The sequence below is a fragment of the Luteibacter sp. SG786 genome (genome assembly GCF_011759605.1).
Classification (GTDB): domain Bacteria; phylum Pseudomonadota; class Gammaproteobacteria; order Xanthomonadales; family Rhodanobacteraceae; genus Luteibacter.
Map to the genome: position 1 here is coordinate 1,360,537 of NZ_JAAOYX010000001.1, position 15,532 is coordinate 1,376,068.

Genomic DNA, 15,532 nt, shown 5'->3' on the forward strand with positions numbered 1-15,532 from the left:
CGAGCGCCAGCGTTTGCTGTTCGACAGCGAGGGAGCCCAGGCCATTGCACCCTGACAAATCAAACCGCTCCGGCGCACAAAACGCCTCGACCCTATTGGCGGCGGTCAACGCCTATGCCGATGCGAATGGCGGCGGGGAGGGGTATTTCCCTGTACCGAACGCGGGGCTGCATGTCATCCGTGCGTTCCGCCCGATGGACAATCATTACGTCTATCGACCCTCCCTCTGTATCACCTTGCAGGGTGGCAAGGAGATCCTGATCGGCGACGAGACGCTCAGCTACGGCCCGATGCAGTGTCTCGTCATAGGGCTGGATCTTCCGGCCTGTGGCCGGATCGTGGCTGCGAGTCCCGACGAGCCGTTTGTCGGAATCACCGTCGAATTCGATGTCGGCCTCATGCGCGACATCCTCGAAAAGCTCGACATGCCTGTTGTCGCACCGGCAAATCCTGTCCGTAGCATGTTCGTGACTGACGTCGACGGTGCGTTGGCGGATTGCGTCCTGCGCATGGTCCGATTGACGGAGACCCCGAAGGCCATGCCGATCCTCTTCCCAGGCCTGATGCGCGAATTCTATTACTGGCTGCTGAGCGGGCCTGACGCGTCGAACCTGTGGCGGCAAGCCGTACCGGACACGTATCTGGAACGTATCGGCAGGGCGATTCACCTGCTTCGTCAGAATTTTTCGAAGACCCTGCGCGTCGAGCGTCTGGCCGAAGCGTCGAACATGAGCCTGTCCTCGTTCCACCAGCACTTCAAGGCGCTCACCGCCATGTCGCCGCTTCAGTTCCAGAAGCAGCTGCGGCTGCTGGAAGCGCGGAGGCTGCTGACAGCGGAAGGAGTCCATGTTGCCGAGGCCGCGCACCAGGTCGGTTACGAGAGCGCCTCCCAGTTCAGTCGGGAGTATTCGCGCATGTTCGGCAACCCTCCGAAGCACGATGCCATGAGCTCGAAGGTGGCTCTGGCCTAGCAGACGGGCATCGTCGGCTGTAGGAATGGGCATGCCTTTTGGAGATTCCGGCATGGGTTTCGGGGCGTGGATGCCCGACTTTTGTACGTATCGTCACCCCATACAAAAGGCGCACTCATGGCCCGCTGGACAGCAACCGACATTCCACCGCAGCATGGCCGGACGGCCGTCGTCACAGGCACCGGCGGGCTGGGTTTCGAAGACGCACTGGCGCTTGCACGCAGCGGCGCGGATGTCATTCTTGCCGGCCGCAATGCCCGGAAAGGTGCCGATGCCGTCGCGAGGATTCTCGAGGGTGCGCCACAGGCAACCATCCGCTTCGAGTTGCTGGATCTCGCCAGCCTGAAGTCGATCGCCGGGTTTGCCGAGCGCCTAGGCCGCGTGCGGCGGAGCATCGACATCCTCATCAACAATGCGGGTGTCATGGTGCCGCCCCGACGCGAAGAGACCGAAGATGGCTTCGAACTGCAGTTCGGCACTAACTTCCTTGGGCATTTCGCTCTGACGGGACGTCTGCTGCCGCTATTACGCAACGGAAGCGCTCCCCGGGTCGTCACGCTTTCGAGCATCGCCGCGCGTGGAGGGTCGATCAACTTCGACGATCCGAATGCGAAACGGGGTTACAAGGCCATGCCCGCGTACAGCCAGTCGAAGCTTGCCTGTCTCATGTTCGCTCTCGAACTGGAACGTCGCAGCAGGAGGAACGGCTGGGGCATAAGCAGTATCGCCGCGCATCCCGGCATAGCGCGCACCGATCTGCTGCTCAACGCACCCGGCAGATTCAGTCTGGAGCGGATCATGCGCACGCTCCTGCCATTCGTGTTCCAGCCGGTGGCTCAAGGCGCGCTTCCCACGCTCTTTGCCGCAACTGCCCCGGAAGCGGAGGGTGGCGCTTACTACGGCCCCGACAGGATGGCAGAGGTTCGTGGCCACCCGGCGGTAGCCTCGATGCCCGATGCGGCCCTGGACGAGGCTGCGGCAAGCCGCCTTTGGCGGCTTGCCGAGGAGCTTACCGGCGTTTCCTTTTCCGCGGCGCCGGCCGAGCCGGTAAACCTGGTCTGAAGCGTTCGCTCAGCGAACCTGTCGATCGGCCGAATGCGCCACATTCCGCTGCGCCTCGAGCGCTTCCAGGCGCGCCCGGAGCGCCTGCGATATCGAGGAATAGGCGGTGCTGCCGAGCGTCAAACGTAAGGGCGGCGCGTCGCTCCGGGCGGCCGAGATCATGGCGGCCACGGTCCTCGCCGCGTCACCCTTGATTTCGAAACTCCCGTCGGCGATTCCGCGTCGAATGGCGCCGGCAGGGGTTTCCTCATACGCCGCCAACGGTTCGGCACGATCGAGGTTGGCCCCGAAATTCGTACCCGTCGGGCCCGGCTCGGCGATGATGAAGTCGATGCCGAAAGGCGCCACTTCCTGGGCAACGGATTCGACGAAGCCTTCGATACCCCACTTGGTCGCGTGATAGAGACTGAAACCCGGATAAGCGATCTGCCCGCCTTCGGAAGAAACCTGCATGATCCGTCCGCCGCCTTGCCTGCGAAGAAAGGGCAGTGCGGCACGGATCAGGTGGATCGATCCGGCCAGGTTGGTGGCGATCTGCCGGTCGATCTGCGCACGTGTGAGTTCTTCGGCGGCTCCGAAAAGGCCGTAGCCGGCATTGCTGACGATCACGTCCACCCGCTGGTGGCGCGCGAAAGCCCCCTCGATGGCCGGCGCGATGCTGTCCGGTTCCGTGAGGTCGAGTGGGAGGATGTCCAACTGGGCCGAATGGTCACGCCTGAGTTGCTCCAGGGCTTCGGGACGGCGGGCTGTCGCGATCACCTTTTGACCGTCGGCAAGCAGCTGTTGCGTCATCTCGAGACCGAGTCCCGAAGTGGCGCCGGTAATGAACCATGTCTTTTGCATCGTGAGTTCCTTAGTTCGTGTACCTCCAGAATGTAGGTCGCGGACATTGGTGATATAAGATCGTCAAATCGGGATGAGGTGGTGAAGGTAAATCACGAATGGTCCGTCCGAGCCTGAGCGATCTGGCCGCCTTCGCGGCAGTGGCCAATTACCGCAGTTTTCGCCGGGCGGCCGACGCCATGGGCGTTTCGCGCTCCGCGCTGAGCCACGCGATCATCGGTCTGGAAGGGAAACTGGGTGTGCGGCTGTTCAACCGAACGACGCGCAGCGTGTCGCCCACCCAGGCCGGTGCGCGCCTGCTCGCACGCCTCGATCCGGTCCTCCGAGATCTCGATCTGGCGCTCGACACACTCTCGGAAGAACGCGGGACCCCAAGTGGCACGCTGCGGATCAATGCAAACAAGCCCGGCGCCCGCATCCTGCTCACGCACGTCGTACCGCGATTTCTCGATAGCTATCCCGATGTGGAACTCGATCTGGTATCGGACGATCGGCTCGTCGATATCGTGGAACAGGGATTCGATGCCGGGGTGCGTTTGTTGGAGGCTGTGCCTCGAGACATGGTGGCGGTGACGTTCGGCGGCGAAGTGCGTTTCATCGCCGTGGCAGCGCCATCCTATCTGGAGGGCAGGGCACCGCCGAAAACACCGGACGACCTGCATGCACATCGTTGCATCCGCCAGCGTCTTCCCAGCGGAAAGCGCTATCGCTGGGAGTTTGCACGGCGCGGTGCCGAGGTCGCGGTCGACGTGCCGGGCAACCTCACCCTCGACGACAGCGAACTTCTGGTGCAGGCCGCGGCAGCAGGGCGCGGCATTGCCTATATTCCCGGGTATTTCGCCCGGCCATTTCTTGAGTCGGGTGAACTGGTAACCGTTCTCGACGACTGGTGCCCGCCGTCACCTGGCCTGGCGCTCTACTACCCGCGCAGCCGGCACGTGCCGTCACCGCTCCGGGCCTTTATCGACATGGTGAAAGCGTTGGGCGGGAAGCGATGACATCACGAGAACGAGCGGCACCGTCTTCCTGGCAGCAGGTGAGGGGAGGCGTGCCGGCCATCTTTGCAGCGCTCCCGATACGCAGCACGGCATTTGGCACCGGCCCGTTCCGCAGGCTGTTCGCGGGAGCTGCGATATGTGCGCTTTCCTGCGCTCCGGTGGCGGCGCAGTCGGTGGGCGGGCCCGTCTATACCGAGCCCACACGTGGTGTGGCCCTTCCGGTCGATCATGCATTCGCAGGCACGATCGAACTCCATGTCGACGCGACGGATGTCCGGCGGCGCATTTTTTCGGTGCATCAACGGATCCCTGTCGGGAACGGAGGCGCCATGACGCTTCTTTATCCCCGATGGGAACCCGCCAGCCACGGTCCGAGCCTCACCGTCACCGATCTCGCAGGCCTCACGATCGAGGCCGGGGGGCGGCGGATTCCGTGGCGGCGCGATCCGTACGAGCCACACGCTTTCCAACTGGACGTACCGCCTGGCACGAACGTGATCGACGTGCGCTTCCAGATGGTCGCGGGGGGAGAACTGCTTACTCCGGACATCGTATCGGTGCCATGGCAGCGTCTCATTCTCTATCCCTCGGGCTGGTATGCGCGGAACATTCCCGTGGCGGCGACGGTGACCTTGCCGGAGGGCTTGCGTGCCTTCACCGCACTCGCGGTGGAGGGCAAGGAGGGAGCAACCACGCGATTCCACGTGGCGACACTCGAAACGCTCCTCGACTCGCCGGTGCTCGCCGGCCGTTACGCGAAGCAAGTGGCCCTTACCGCGCCTGGGGCAGGGGCCGTATCGCTCGACCTCGTTGCACAGCGATCCAGCGATCTGGTAATTCCGGATGCGCGACTAGTCGAGTTGCGCAGGCTGATCGGGCAGATGCGGGCTGTTTTCGGAACCACGCCTTTTGCTCGCTACGATATTCTTGCTCGGCTGGGCGACGATGCCTCTTCCGGCGGAACGGAACATCGGGCATCCAGCGAAAACGAATTGGCGTCCTCGCTATTTCGGGACTGGCCAAACCAGATCCTCTCGCGCGACCTGATCGCCCATGAGATCGTCCATGCCTGGAACGGCTTCTATCGGACGCCAGCCGATCTCTGGGCGCCAACGCCGAACGTGCCCGTCGCGGGCAGCCTCTTGTGGATGTACGAAGGGCAGACCGAATTCTGGGGGCGGGTGCTGGCCACACGGGCTGGACAGTTCACGCCGGACGAGTTGCGCGACCGGTTGGCGATGGAAGCGGCAGAGGTGGCCTCGCGGCCCGGCCGGGCATGGCGCCCCTTGTCGGACGACGTCAATTACCCGTCCTTCATGCTTCGCCAAGCTGTGCCATGGCGGGACTGGCAGCGACGTCGGGACTACTACTCGGAAGGCGTGATGCTGTGGCTGGCGGTCGACGCCGAGCTGCGTGAGCGCAGCAACGGCCTTCGCGGCATCGACGATTTCGCACACGGCTTCTTCGCCGGCGCAACTCCGGGTACGCCGACCCGCACCTATACCTTTGCCGATCTATGCCATGCGCTGAACGACGTCGCGCCCTTCGACTGGGACCGATTCCTGCGCACCTGGATCGATGGACATGAAGAGTTGGACACCACCAGCGGGCTGACCCGGCATGGCTGGCGGTTGGTCTTCACCGACGTTCCCACGGCGGCCTTTCGGGCGAGCGAGGACGAGGCCGGCGTGGTCGATCTTACCTATTCGATCGGATTGACGGCGCGCGCCGACGGTACGATTCGAGCGGTGGCATGGGGTGGCCCTTCTTATCGGGCCGGATTGCGTCCGGGCATTCGGATCGCAGCCGTTAATGCCGCGTCCTATGACCGCGACGCGCTCCTGAAGGCGGTTCGCGAGTCCGCGAACCACCCCGTTGTCCTGACCATCGAGGAAGACGGGCAGCGGTCGAACGTGCCGATCCATTACGCCGGCACACTTCGTTACCCACGGCTGGAACGGATCGCGGAGCAGCCGGACACGCTCTCGACATTGCTGACACCTCGTTGATCGCACGATCGAGGCCAGTCATGAGCGAGAGAACCCGGTGAAACGTGCAAAACCGTCAGTTCGCATCGGTTGTGCCGGCTGGTCGATCCCCTCCAGGGCGGCCGACCTGTTCGCCACGGAAGGCAGCCACCTGCAGCGTTACGCGCAGGTATTTCCGTGCGTCGAAATCAATACGTCGTTCTATCGGCCGCACCAGCCGAAAACCTACCTTCGCTGGTCCCAGAGCGTGCCCGCGTCCTTTCGCTTCAGTGTGAAAATGCCGCGTACCATCACGCACGAGCTGCGCCTGCGCGAGTGCGAGGCTCCCTTGGATACCTTCCTTGGGGAGATCGCCTCGCTGGGAAAGACCCTGGGCTGCATCCTTGTTCAGCTGCCACCGAGCCTTGCGCTCGATGAAAAGGAAGCCACCGCGTTTTTCGCGCTTCTGCGCAAACGCACATCCTTGCCGGTCGCTTGCGAGCCACGCCATGCGACATGGTTCACGCCGTTGGGCGACGCCGTCCTGAAGGGCGCGGGCGTGGCTTGCGTGCAAGCCGATCCATCGCCCGTCGCCGATGCGGTTTGCGAAGGCGATCCGGGGCTACTCTATATTCGCCTGCACGGCAGCCCCGACATGTATTACTCGGCTTACGACGACGCATTCCTGGATCGCATCGCGGCGCGCATACGTGGTGCGCAGGCGAAAAAGCGAGCCGTATGGTGCATCTTCGACAACACGGCGCGTGGCGAGGCCATACCGAATGCCCTGGCGTTGATCGAACGGTTGGCCTGACCCCTCGATCCGCCAGCGCCGTTGTAGCTACTTGTCGGCTTTCAGCTGCGCCTCGATGGCGGCTTTGTCGACGACCGACCACACCTCTTGAATGAGCCCTTCGCGGAACTCGTAGAAGACGTTCTCTGCAAAGCAGACTCTCCGGCCGTTCACAGGAAGGCCCAGGAATTCCCCTTTGGGTGCGACATCGAACCATAGCCTGGCCGCGAGTCGGGGAGGTGTCGCAATGAGTATGCGGATGTCGAAGACGAGATCCGGTATCTGCTCGACATCGCTCTCGAGCATGTGCCGATATCCACTCAGGCCGAGCGAAATCCCGTTGTGACGGACGTCGCGGTGAACGAAGCGTCCCAGGCTATCCCAATCCCTGAGGTTCAGGCAGGCGATGTAGTCGCGATAGACGGTTGCAAGGTCGTCATGTGCCATTGTGCATTCCCGGTCATGGATAGCCCTGCCATTGTGCCTCGTCTGCACGCATTGATCGCATGATCGAAGGCGTGCGGGAAATGATCAGCCGCCTTCAATCCACCGATTAGGTATGGGTTCCCGGGACAGCCGCGTCATGGTGTAGAGGGCCACGGTGGCCGCCGCGATGCCCGACGCCGCACCGATGCCGAGTGCCCAGCGCGGACCCAGATGATCCGCTGTCCAACCCACGATCGGTGCGCCGATCGGCGTACCCCCTAGTGCGATGGCCACGCGCAGTGCCATCACCCGTCCCCGCATGGCAGGTTCGGTCGTGAGCTGCATCAGGCTGTTGGTAGCATTGGTGAAGGTCAAGGCGGCCACGCCGATGACGACCAGCGCACCGGCGAATAGCCAGTAATTCGGGGCGATAGCGGCCAGCGTGCAACCGAATCCGAACACGGCGGCCCCGACCGCCAGGGAGGTGAATCGTGGGCGATCGCCACCAGCGGCAAGCAGCGCTCCCGCGACGGTACCGATGGCCATGATCGACGACAAAAGCCCGTAGCCGCGCGCATCTGCGTGAAAGACATTGACGGCCATGGTCGAGATGAAGATCGGGAAATTCAGCCCGAACGTACCGATCAGGAACAGCATGGCCAGCATCGCCTTCAGGTCCGGCCGTGACCACACATAGCGAAACCCCTCGGTCAGACTGCCCTTGGTTCGGTGCGCCCGCGCGTTCGCATGCAGGCCGGAGGTACGCAGCAGAACGAGGGAGGCCAGCACCGCGACGAAGCTGGCTCCGTTAAGAACGAACGCCCAGCCGGTGCCGACCGAAGCGATGACCACGCCGGCCACCGCGGGCCCGATCATTCGCGCCGCGTTGAACGAGGTCGAGTTGAGCGCGACTGCGTTTGGTAGGTCCGTATCGCCGACCAGTTCAGTGACGAAGGTCTGGCGCACGGGAGCATCGAAGGCCGAGGCGCAGCCGAAGAGAAGGGCGAATACATAGACCTGCCAGAGCTGGACGATGCCCGTCACGGTAAGTACGCCCAGGACCAAGGCAAGGACGCCCATCGTCGCCTGGGTTGCCATCAGGAGCTTGCGCTGGTTGTAGTGATCGGCGGCGAAGCCGGTCCAGGGCAGCAGAAGGAGTTGTGGCCCGAACTGGAGCGCCATGACCACGCCCACGGCCGACGCATCATGGCGGGTGAGTTGAGTGAGCACCAGCCAGTCCTGGGCCGTACGCTGCATCCACGTTCCGATATTCGATACGAGCGCTCCGGCCGCCCAGGTACGGTAGTTGCCGTTCCTGAGTGAACGAAAGACGCCGGTTGCTGTTGCGCTCACGAAAGCTCTGGCGTATTGCCGCCGTGAAAGCGGCCAAATAGCCGCGCGGAAAATAGGCCGATGGTCAGGATGCCGACCCCGAATGCGATGGCATCGCTCGTGCGTCTCAGGTCGAAATCACCGATGCGGCAGATCAGGGCGTAACCGATGACCAGATTGGAAAACCCCCAGAGCACGTTCACCGTCGATGAGGACAATCCTTGCCCCGGCGGTTTTGCGAATGGACTCTGGAACCGTTCTCCCATGACCCCGGCGACGAAGTGCGGCACAGCGTTCGTAAGAAAGGCGCCGCCGAAGAAGTAGGAGACAAGGTGAAGCCGTTCCATTTCAGGCGCTCCCTGTTGACAGCAAGTCGATAATGTCTTGAGCCGTGCCCGTTTCCCCCAGCTTAGGAAAAACGTTCTTGACGCTGTACTCGTGTGCCTCGGGGCGCGCGTCGGTCATCGCATCGAGGGCCAGGGTGACATGGAAGCCATGCTCGTACGCCTGGCGCGCGGTCGACTCGACGCCCGTTCCAGTGGCGACGCCGGTGACGACGACCTGGGTCACGCCCAGCGCCTTCAGCTGTTTTTCGAGATCGGTGCTGGCGAACGCGCCCCAGGTTCGTTTCGTCACGACGATGTCGCCGGGCTGTTGGTCGAGTTCGGGAATGAAGTCGGCCCATCCGTCCGGCAACGAACCGCTGTGGCGCGGCCGTTCGGTGCGGCCCGGCGCCGCGCCGGCGACGTTGACGAGAACGACCGGCAGGCCGCGTTCGCGAAACGCGCCGAGCAGTGCACGTGTGCGATCCACGATCCGCTCAATGGGGTGACTGAGTGGGAGGCCGACAATGCCCTTTTGCAGGTCAACGACGATAAGGGCTGTATTCGGGTCGAGCGTGGTGAGGGCCATGTTGGTTCCTGAAGCAGGGAACAAGTTGGATCAGAAGTCGGCGAGGCGCTCCAGCAGCTTCACCGCCGCCGCGAGTTCGTCTTGCTCCTGCGGAGACAATTGCGCCTGAAGGGCACGGACCAGCCAGTCTTCCTTGGCGGCCCGGCTTTCCCTGAGGGTTTTCCGAAAAGCAGGCGTCAGGTCGACCAGGGTTTGGCGGCCATCGTTGGGATCGGGTTTGCCGCTGACGGCCTTCATCGCCTCCAGCCCGGCCACCGTGATGCGCATGGACTGCGGACGGACGCTCTCCGCTCGAGCCAGGGCGGACACGGTGGCGGGCCCGTCGCGGTCGAGGCGTAGAAGCACCGACTTCTGCGAGGACGTGAAGTCGCCCGGATGGGCCTGCTCCCGCACCCGGCGAACCAGCTTGCTCAGGGAAATCCGCAATTCGCCGGCCAGGGCGGCCGCCGAGGGCGAGTTGGACGCGGGTGATGACTTGGCCATGTCCCACACTAACACAAATACAGGCAAACTGTACAGCTAGCCTGTATAAACGGCGTCGATCGACTTTATCCCTCCTGGCGGCTGGGCATCAGGCTACGATCATGTGATACAGGTCAATCGCCAAGGCGAAACCACCCGGGCGAGAGGGACGCCAATGACACCTGATGCAGGATCGCGGCCATCCCGCGTACATTTGCCGCGAGGCGTCATTGCGCTCGGGCTTGTCAGCCTGTGCATGGATACCTCCTCGGAACTGGTGCACAGCCTGCTGCCGGTGTTCCTGGTGGGCGTACTCGGGGTGAGCGCCATGTCCCTGGGCATCATCGAGGGCATCGCCGAGGCCACCGCCGCGATCGTGAAGGTATTCTCGGGCACCCTCAGCGACTGGATCGGCAAGCGCAAACCGCTGGTGTTGCTGGGCTACGGTCTGGCCGCGCTCACCAAGCCGCTGTTTCCGTTGGCGCAGGGGCTGGGGCTGGTGTTGACGGCCCGCTTCGTCGACCGCATCGGCAAGGGAATACGCGGCGCGCCACGCGATGCCCTGGTGGCCGACATCACCCCGGCCGAGTCCCGCGGTGCCGCCTATGGACTGCGCCAGTCGATGGACACAGTCGGCGCGGTCGCGGGACCGGGGTTGGCCTTGCTCCTGATGGCCGCCACGCACGACAACTTCCGCCTGGTGTTCTGGGCCGCCGTCCTGCCTGCCGTCGTTGCCGTGCTGCTGATCGTGTTCGGCGTACAGGAACCGGAGGTGCACGCGAATGCGCAACCGCGCCGCCGTTCGCCCATTCATCGGGATGAGTTGCGTCGGCTGCCTGCGGCGTACTGGCAAGTCGTCGCCTTCGCCACGGTGTTGACCCTCGCGCGTTTCAGTGAGGCCTTTCTGCTGCTGCGCGCCAGTTCGGTGGGCTTGTCAGCGACGTATGTGCCCGTGGTGATGATCGTAATGAACGTGGTCTACGCCGCCAGTGCGTGGCCATTTGGACACTGGTCTGATCGGGCCGATCGAAGGCGCCTGCTGGCACTGGGTATCGCCTTCCTGATCGTCGCTGATGTGCTGCTGGCTGTGGCTTCATCCACGGGGTGGGTATTGGCGGGAACCGTGTTCTGGGGCCTGCACATGGGCGCGACGCAGGGATTGCTGACCACGCTGGTGGCCGACGCTGCGCCTGCCGATCTACGCGGCACCGCGTTCGGACTGTTCAACCTGCTCACGGGTCTGGCGCTGCTGACCGCCAGCGTGTTGGCGGGAGCGCTTTGGACAGCGGTCGGACCGGCGATGACCTTCGTCGCCGGCGCCGGCTTCTCGCTCCTGGCGCTGATCGGGTTGCTGCTCGTGACCCGGATCATTGATGAGGATCAAGATGGATTGTCCCGCGGGGGGCTACGGTGACCGGAGTCGACATCTCGCATTGACCAGGAGAAACGTCATGAAAGCTCTTGTCTATGAAGGACCGGGAAGGAAAAGCCTGCAGGACAGGCCCGTTCCGAAAATCGCGGCATCAACCGATGCGATCGTCAGGGTGACCCGAACCACCATCTGCGGGACCGATCTTCATATTTTGAAGGGCGATGTGCCGACCTGCACGCCCGGTCGCATTCTCGGACACGAGGGTGTGGGAATTGTGGAGGACACCGGCCCTGGCGTGACACAGTTCAAGAAAGGCGATCATGTATTGATCTCCTGCATTTCGTCCTGCGGGAAATGCGAATATTGCCGGCGTGGCATGTATTCGCACTGCACCACGGGTGGCTGGATCCTCGGCAATACGATCGACGGTACGCAGGCGGAATACGTGCGCATTCCCCATGCGGATACCAGCCTCTATCCCATCCCGGCCGGAGCGGATGAAGAAGCGCTGGTCATGCTGAGTGACATCTTGCCGACAGGCTTCGAGTGCGGCGTGCTGAACGGCAAGGTTCAACCTGGCAGCACCGTCGCGATCGTCGGCTCCGGGCCCATCGGACTGGCCGCGCTGCTGACCGCGCAGTTCTATTCGCCCTCGCAGATCATCATGGTCGATCTCGACGATAACCGCCTGGCGGTGGCGAAACGCTTCGGTGCGACACATACGTTCAAGGTCAACGGTGACGAGGCGAAGCAGCGCATTCTCAACCTGACCGACGGTAAAGGTGTCGACACGGCGATCGAGGCCGTCGGCGTTCCTGCAACCTTTGAATTCTGCCAAGGGATCATCGCGCCCGGCGGCGTCATCGCCAATGTCGGCGTGCATGGCGTCAAGGCCGACCTGCATCTGGAAACACTGTGGTCGCAGAACATCTCCATCACCACCCGGCTGGTCGACACGGTTTCGACGCCGATGCTGCTGAAGACGGTGCAGTCGGGCAAAATCGATCCGAAGAAGCTGATCACCCACCACTTCACGCTCGACGGGATTCTCGACGCCTATGACACCTTTTCGCGGGCTGCCAGCACACAGGCGCTGAAGGTCATTATCGAAGCGCGCTGATCCTGCAAGATGTGGGAAGCGCGCCAGCGCGCTTCCCACATGTCCAGGCTGTAGCAAGGGCGAAGCGACGGATCAAGCCGCGCGTGCCCACTCCACGGCGTCCGCGCCCGCAGGGATACGCAGCGGGCTCGACGGATCGGTCACCGCACGCCACACCGCTTCGGCCACATCCGTCGCATGGGTCACCGGGCCCGGAGCGGTCAGGCTTCCCATGAAGCTCTGCACCAGCTCCGCATAGGCTTCGTTGTCGAGGCCCTGCATGCGCGTGCGTCCGTTTTGTGCGAACGGCGTTTCCGGTGAGCGCCCGGGCAGCACGAGATGCGCGCGCACACCGAACTGCGCCAGTTCGAGCGCCATCGAGGCGGTGAACGCGTTCACCGCTGCCTTGCTCGCGGTATACGCCGAAACCAGCGGAAGGCTCTTCAGCGTCACGCTCGATGTGACATTCACCACGACCCCGGCCTTCCGCTCGCGGAACTGCGGCAGCACGGCGTGCGTCACGGCCATCGTGCCGAAGGTGTTGGTCTCGAACACCTGGCGTATGGTTTCCATGGGAGTTACTTCGAAAGGTGCCGCTGCGCCGATGCCTGCGTTGTTGACCACGGCATCGAGCGGCCCGGCCGCTTCAATCGCACGACGGACGCTTTCCGGATCGGTCACGTCGAGGGCGAGGGTGCGAAGCCGGTCGGAGTGGGGGAGCACGCCGTCCTGGGGCGTGCGCATGGTGGCAACGACATTCCACTCGCGCTCCAGGAAATATTTGGCAATTTCAAGGCCGAAGCCGGACGAGCAGCCGGTGATCAGAATGGTTTGCATGGGTCTCTCGCTTGAGCGTGTTTGGGATGAAGCACACGATAGATCGTCAAGGCCGGACCATCTATAATTCATAGTCCAACAATCGTTCGCGAGAGTCCTGAGATGATCGATCCCCTGGCGGAGGTCGTCACATTGCTGCAGCCGAGCGCCGGTTATTCGAAGCTCGTCGCCGGGGCAGGGCCCTGGCGCGTCAGCCGATCGGAGGCGGGACATCCCTTCTACTGCGTCGTTCTCGAGGGAGCCAGCCTGCTCCAGATGGAGGGACGTGAAACCATCGAGTTGCGTGCGGGGGACTTTGTGCTGGTTCCCGATGCGTACGGCGTCGCGATGTCCAGTGTCGTGCCCGTGGCACCCGACGCACCGGAGAGCATGCCGGTGGCGCTGGCTCCGGGCGAGTTCCGCATCGGCAACCTGGAAGGCCCGGTAGACCTGCGCATGCTTGCCGGCCATTGCAGCTTCGGCTCCCCGGACGCGGCCCTGCTCGTGTCATTGCTTCCCCAGTTGGTGCATGTGCGGGGCGAACCGCGATTCGCCATCCTGGTTCAACTGGTGAGGGACGAGTTCCAGAACCAGCGGCCGGGGCGCGAGGTCATCCTCGCGCACCTGCTCGAAGTACTGCTGATCGAAGCGCTGCGATCCAAGGCCGCACTTCCCGACGCACCGGGCCTCGTGCGCGGTCTGGCCGACGAGCGCCTGGCCGCGACCATTCGCCTGATGCACGAAAGCCCGACGAAGGCCTGGACCGTCGCGCAGCTCGCGAAGGAAGCCGCGCTGTCACGCTCCGCGTTCTTCGAGCGCTTCAGCCGCGCGATCGGCCTGGCCCCGATGGAATATCTGACTCGCTGGCGCATGGCCCTGGCCAAGAACATGCTGCGCAAGGGCGGCGTGGGCATTGCCGAGATCGCGGAGCGTGTCGGTTATGGCTCGGCCAGCGCCTTCAGCGTCGCCTTCGCGCGTCATGTCGGCTTGCCGCCCGCGCGCTACGCGCGGGAACCGTCGGTGTGATCGTCAGCCGCATGTGGCAATTGCTGCTCGTACTTGAGCATCCAGTCGCGCATCTCTCTCAGCATGGGCATCAGGTCGATGCCTGCTTGTGACAGCTCGTATTCCACACGGGGAGGGATTTCCGCAAAGGCCTTGCGGATCACAATGCCGTTGTGGGCGAGATGGCGCAGTTGCTCGGTGAGCATATGCTGCGTCACACCGGGAAGGCGACGGCGCAGCTCCCCGAATCGAAGCGGGCCTTCGACCAGGATGCAGACGATCTCTATTTTCCATTTGCCGGTGATGGCCCGAATGGCTCGCTGAAAGCGGAGGATGTCGATCGGCTCCGGGCCCGTGCATCCTGCGCAATCGTCTTCATCGTAGGCACGTGCTTCGATAGTCTGGTTTTTCATACCGGGTCTGGACATTCATCCTACTTGTGGAAGATTTATAACAGTTCGATATTGCGGCGAGAGTGAACAGCCAGAGCAATGTCATGAACAAGGTGTTGGTTACGGGTGGTTCGGGCTTCGTCGCCAGCCACGTTATTGCAAAACTTCTGAAGGAAGGTCACCGTGTCCGAACGACGCTGCGCAGCGCCCGGCGTGAGGACGAAGTCCGGTCGATGGTGCGTGATGGTGGAGCCGACGACCGGCACCTTTCCTTCGCCCAGGCCGACCTCACCGAGGACCATGGCTGGTCCGATGCCGTTGCCGGTTGTGATTACGTGCTGCACGTCGCTTCGCCTTTTCCGCAGGCCGCACCGGAAAATGAGGACGAGCTGATCGTACCGGCGCGCGATGGCACCTTGCGGGTTCTGCGTGCGGCGAGGGACGCCGGCGTGAAGCGTGTCGTGCTTACTTCGTCCTTCGCGGCCGTCGGCTACGGGCACGCCAGCTACGACAAGGTCTTCGAAGAGACCGACTGGACCGATCCCGCCGGGCCGGACATGCAGCCCTATATCAAGTCCAAGGTCGTCGCCGAGCGCGCGGCCTGGGACCTCATCGACAGCGAAGGCGGCTCCCTTGAGTTATCGGTGGTGAACCCCGTGGGCATCTTCGGTCCCGTGCTTGGGCCCGATATCTCGGCCTCGGTTGCGTTCGTCAAACAACTTCTGGAGGGCGCACCTCCGCTGCCCGGGCTGTATTTCGGCATGGTCGATGTCCGCGACCTGGCGGATCTGCATGTTCTCGCCATGACGGCGGACGTAGCGAAAGGCCAGCGCTTTCTCGCAGTGAGCGGCGACGTCGTCGGCCTCGGCGATATCGCGAGGATCTTGAAGCACGCGTTGGGCGAGCACGCGTCCAGGGTTCAAGTGACGACAATGGAAGGAACGGCGGGTCAGCCTGTCATTCGCAGGAGTACGAGCGAAAAGGCGATGCGGATGCTCGGATGGCGCCCTCGGCCCCAGGAGGAAACGATTGTCGATACAGCGCGGAGTCTGTTTCGCTACGGCATCGTTAGCCCATAGGGA

At 63.3% G+C, this 15,532-nt stretch carries 17 protein-coding genes; 9 read left to right on the forward strand and 8 right to left on the reverse strand.

Annotated elements, in window-relative coordinates; all coding sequences use genetic code 11:
* Positions 1–44 precede the first annotated feature (44 nt).
* Both FHS47_RS06270 and FHS47_RS06275 read left to right on the forward strand, forming a co-directional pair.
* Positions 45–971, forward strand: a complete 927-nt coding sequence (locus FHS47_RS06270) for an AraC family transcriptional regulator (protein ID WP_167024480.1) — start codon at positions 45–47, stop codon at positions 969–971.
* A 117-nt stretch (positions 972–1,088) separates the two neighbouring features.
* Positions 1,089–2,033: an SDR family oxidoreductase gene (locus FHS47_RS06275; protein WP_167024483.1), complete on the forward strand. Its 945-nt coding sequence runs from the start codon at positions 1,089–1,091 to the stop codon at positions 2,031–2,033.
* Positions 2,034–2,042: 9 nt separating this feature from the next.
* On the opposite strand, the gene FHS47_RS06280 is transcribed toward FHS47_RS06275, so the two are convergent.
* A complete protein-coding gene (locus tag FHS47_RS06280) occupies positions 2,043–2,876 on the reverse strand; it encodes an SDR family oxidoreductase (RefSeq protein WP_167024486.1) in 834 nt (277 codons plus the stop codon).
* A gap of 98 nt (positions 2,877–2,974) precedes the next feature.
* Between FHS47_RS06280 and FHS47_RS06285 the strand changes: the two genes are divergently transcribed.
* The 3 genes from FHS47_RS06285 (at position 2,975) to FHS47_RS06295 (ending at position 6,655) form a co-directional block, all read left to right on the forward strand.
* Complete coding sequence (locus FHS47_RS06285; RefSeq protein ID WP_167024489.1) at positions 2,975–3,874, forward strand: LysR family transcriptional regulator; 900 nt, start codon at positions 2,975–2,977, stop codon at positions 3,872–3,874.
* 116 nt (positions 3,875–3,990) lie between these two features.
* Positions 3,991–5,883, forward strand: a complete 1,893-nt coding sequence (locus tag FHS47_RS06290; protein WP_247741372.1) for a M61 family peptidase — start codon at positions 3,991–3,993, stop codon at positions 5,881–5,883.
* A 37-nt stretch (positions 5,884–5,920) separates the two neighbouring features.
* Positions 5,921–6,655: a DUF72 domain-containing protein gene (locus FHS47_RS06295; protein ID WP_167024495.1), complete on the forward strand. Its 735-nt coding sequence runs from the start codon at positions 5,921–5,923 to the stop codon at positions 6,653–6,655.
* A gap of 27 nt (positions 6,656–6,682) precedes the next feature.
* On the opposite strand, the gene FHS47_RS06300 is transcribed toward FHS47_RS06295, so the two are convergent.
* The 5 genes from FHS47_RS06300 to FHS47_RS06320 form a co-directional block, all read right to left on the reverse strand.
* The gene (locus tag FHS47_RS06300; RefSeq protein ID WP_167024498.1) at positions 6,683–7,081 is read right to left on the reverse strand and encodes an ester cyclase; all 399 of its coding nucleotides are present in this window, start codon (positions 7,079–7,081) and stop codon (positions 6,683–6,685) included.
* Between the two features lie 84 nt (positions 7,082–7,165).
* Positions 7,166–8,413 (reverse strand): MFS transporter, encoded by a 1,248-nt coding sequence (locus FHS47_RS06305; protein ID WP_167024500.1) that lies wholly within the window; start codon positions 8,411–8,413, stop codon positions 7,166–7,168.
* Positions 8,410–8,739, reverse strand: a complete 330-nt coding sequence (locus FHS47_RS06310) for a hypothetical protein (protein WP_167024503.1) — start codon at positions 8,737–8,739, stop codon at positions 8,410–8,412. Before FHS47_RS06310 ends, FHS47_RS06305 begins: the two co-directional genes overlap by 4 nt.
* A gap of 1 nt (position 8,740) precedes the next feature.
* Positions 8,741–9,304 (reverse strand): isochorismatase family protein, encoded by a 564-nt coding sequence (locus FHS47_RS06315; protein WP_167024506.1) that lies wholly within the window; start codon positions 9,302–9,304, stop codon positions 8,741–8,743.
* Between the two features lie 30 nt (positions 9,305–9,334).
* Entirely contained in the window at positions 9,335–9,787 is a 453-nt protein-coding gene (locus tag FHS47_RS06320; RefSeq protein WP_167024509.1) for a MarR family transcriptional regulator, read from the reverse strand.
* A gap of 154 nt (positions 9,788–9,941) precedes the next feature.
* Here FHS47_RS06320 and FHS47_RS06325 point away from each other — a divergent pair, with 154 nt between their 5' ends.
* Both FHS47_RS06325 and FHS47_RS06330 read left to right on the forward strand, forming a co-directional pair.
* Entirely contained in the window at positions 9,942–11,180 is a 1,239-nt protein-coding gene (locus FHS47_RS06325; protein ID WP_167027717.1) for an MFS transporter, read from the forward strand.
* 37 nt (positions 11,181–11,217) lie between these two features.
* A complete protein-coding gene (locus FHS47_RS06330) occupies positions 11,218–12,258 on the forward strand; it encodes a zinc-dependent alcohol dehydrogenase family protein (protein ID WP_167024512.1) in 1,041 nt (346 codons plus the stop codon).
* A 72-nt stretch (positions 12,259–12,330) separates the two neighbouring features.
* On the opposite strand, the gene FHS47_RS06335 is transcribed toward FHS47_RS06330, so the two are convergent.
* Positions 12,331–13,074, reverse strand: coding sequence for an SDR family oxidoreductase (locus FHS47_RS06335; protein WP_167024514.1), 744 nt, complete (start codon positions 13,072–13,074; stop codon positions 12,331–12,333).
* A gap of 102 nt (positions 13,075–13,176) precedes the next feature.
* Here FHS47_RS06335 and FHS47_RS06340 point away from each other — a divergent pair, with 102 nt between their 5' ends.
* On the forward strand, positions 13,177–14,079 hold the full coding sequence (locus FHS47_RS06340) for an AraC family transcriptional regulator (RefSeq protein WP_167024517.1): 903 nt from the start codon (positions 13,177–13,179) through the stop codon (positions 14,077–14,079).
* On the opposite strand, the gene FHS47_RS06345 is transcribed toward FHS47_RS06340, so the two are convergent.
* Positions 14,055–14,486: a helix-turn-helix domain-containing protein gene (locus tag FHS47_RS06345; RefSeq protein WP_208381819.1), complete on the reverse strand. Its 432-nt coding sequence runs from the start codon at positions 14,484–14,486 to the stop codon at positions 14,055–14,057. The genes FHS47_RS06340 and FHS47_RS06345 overlap by 25 nt on opposite strands.
* A 68-nt stretch (positions 14,487–14,554) precedes the next feature.
* Between FHS47_RS06345 and FHS47_RS06350 the strand changes: the two genes are divergently transcribed.
* Positions 14,555–15,529: an aldehyde reductase gene (locus FHS47_RS06350; protein WP_167024520.1), complete on the forward strand. Its 975-nt coding sequence runs from the start codon at positions 14,555–14,557 to the stop codon at positions 15,527–15,529.
* The last annotated feature ends 3 nt before the right edge of the window (positions 15,530–15,532 follow it).

What these genes read in the sequence shown, in the direction of transcription:
- FHS47_RS06320 (WP_167024509.1), bottom strand. Translation starts at nt 9,787, where the DNA reads ATGGCCAAGTCATCACCCGCGTCCAACTCGCCCTCGGCGGCCGCCCTG.
- FHS47_RS06310 (WP_167024503.1), bottom strand. Translation starts at nt 8,739, where the DNA reads ATGGAACGGCTTCACCTTGTCTCCTACTTCTTCGGCGGCGCCTTTCTT.
- FHS47_RS06350 (WP_167024520.1), top strand. Translation starts at nt 14,555, where the DNA reads ATGAACAAGGTGTTGGTTACGGGTGGTTCGGGCTTCGTCGCCAGCCAC.
- FHS47_RS06345 (WP_208381819.1), bottom strand. Translation starts at nt 14,486, where the DNA reads ATGTCCAGACCCGGTATGAAAAACCAGACTATCGAAGCACGTGCCTAC.
- FHS47_RS06340 (WP_167024517.1), top strand. Translation starts at nt 13,177, where the DNA reads ATGATCGATCCCCTGGCGGAGGTCGTCACATTGCTGCAGCCGAGCGCC.
- FHS47_RS06280 (WP_167024486.1), bottom strand. Translation starts at nt 2,876, where the DNA reads ATGCAAAAGACATGGTTCATTACCGGCGCCACTTCGGGACTCGGTCTC.
- FHS47_RS06325 (WP_167027717.1), top strand. Translation starts at nt 9,942, where the DNA reads ATGACACCTGATGCAGGATCGCGGCCATCCCGCGTACATTTGCCGCGA.
- FHS47_RS06300 (WP_167024498.1), bottom strand. Translation starts at nt 7,081, where the DNA reads ATGGCACATGACGACCTTGCAACCGTCTATCGCGACTACATCGCCTGC.
- FHS47_RS06285 (WP_167024489.1), top strand. Translation starts at nt 2,975, where the DNA reads ATGGTCCGTCCGAGCCTGAGCGATCTGGCCGCCTTCGCGGCAGTGGCC.
- FHS47_RS06330 (WP_167024512.1), top strand. Translation starts at nt 11,218, where the DNA reads ATGAAAGCTCTTGTCTATGAAGGACCGGGAAGGAAAAGCCTGCAGGAC.
- FHS47_RS06275 (WP_167024483.1), top strand. Translation starts at nt 1,089, where the DNA reads ATGGCCCGCTGGACAGCAACCGACATTCCACCGCAGCATGGCCGGACG.
- FHS47_RS06315 (WP_167024506.1), bottom strand. Translation starts at nt 9,304, where the DNA reads ATGGCCCTCACCACGCTCGACCCGAATACAGCCCTTATCGTCGTTGAC.
- FHS47_RS06335 (WP_167024514.1), bottom strand. Translation starts at nt 13,074, where the DNA reads ATGCAAACCATTCTGATCACCGGCTGCTCGTCCGGCTTCGGCCTTGAA.